Here is a 1,140-nt window from a genome sequence, read left to right as displayed (position 1 = left end):
GATCTGCGCCTCCACCGCCCGCGACAGCAGCGCCTGGGTGGTTTGCGGGTCGGTGGCGTATTCGCTAAGCGCAATCGGCGGCAGCCCTTTTTTCACGCAGTAGTCGGCGGAGAGCTTTTGCAGCTGCGCCAGCCACGAGGTGGCGCCCATTGAGCCAATCTTATGGCCGCAAAACTCCTCCGGCGTCTTCGGCTGATAGCTGGCGCCCTTGAGGGCGAGGATTGACTCGCCGCTTTTCAGGTACGGAACCATATCAATCACCTTCAGCCGTTCGGCGGTGATATACATCGACGAGTTGGTGATATCGAAACGTCCGCCCTGCAGACCGGGGATCAGATTCGGGAAGCGGGTATCGAGGTTGACCGCCTCGCGGCCCATGGTTTTGGCAATCCCGGCGAGAAACTCGATATCAAAGCCGACGGGCTTGTTGTTCTCAATATATTCGTAGGGGAAAAAGGTCATATCCGAACCGGCAATGATTTTTCCCGGCTGCTGAAAGGCCGCCTGTGCGCCGGTCGCGCCGAGTACGCCAGCGGTGCAGAGGAGCAGGGTATTTAAACGTTTCATAGAGATCTCCAAAGTGGGGGGCAATCACATGCTGGCAGGGTCGTTTCCGGCCTGCTGTACGAAAAACGAGGCGCCGCGCGGCTTCTGCGGCAGACGAACGTGGTTGGCGGCGCTGCGCACCAGCCCGCTCTCCGTGCCGGCGACCAGCTGTCCGGCGTGGGCGCTGGGCAGCGGGTTGTCGCCGTACGGCAGGGCGTCTTCGGCGGCGTAAACGCTGATAAACAGGGTGCGCGGCAGGTCGGTTTCATTGGGGCTGGAGGCGTGGAGCAGCCGGGTATGCATAAAGCACACCGAGCCGGACGGGCCAAAGCAGGCCTCGGGCTGCTGGCAGTGGGTCGCCACCACCTCGTCATCCACCGCGCCGGTGAAGCGCGATTCCTGCCAGTGCGACCACAGCGGCCCCTTATGGCTTCCCGGCACCACGTTCAGCGGGCCGTTCTCCGGCGTCACGTCGCTGACCATCAGCAGGGCGGTGATGATGTCGTCGTTGCTGTGCGGCGTGAAGAGAAAATCCTGGTGCCATTTCACCTGGGTGGCGGTGTGCGGCAGCTTGGAGTTAATTTTGCTGTGATG

Annotated in this window: 2 protein-coding genes; both read right to left on the bottom strand. The window is 61.9% G+C overall.

The window, feature by feature from the left end:
- Positions 1-567 (bottom strand): transporter substrate-binding domain-containing protein (locus PFH44_RS27840; protein ID WP_283826874.1); only part of this gene is annotated, 567 nt, incomplete at its 3' end.
- A gap of 24 nt (positions 568-591) precedes the next feature.
- Positions 592-1,140: phytanoyl-CoA dioxygenase family protein (locus tag PFH44_RS27835; RefSeq protein ID WP_283826873.1), on the bottom strand; the 549-nt coding region annotated here is incomplete at its 5' end.

This window comes from Klebsiella sp. Ech2A (genome assembly GCF_030078455.1).
In the GTDB taxonomy this organism is placed as follows: Bacteria; Pseudomonadota; Gammaproteobacteria; order Enterobacterales; family Enterobacteriaceae; genus Klebsiella; species Klebsiella terrigena.
Note: the sequence above shows the minus strand (reverse complement) of the source record. Positions and strands in the feature narration are given on the sequence as shown.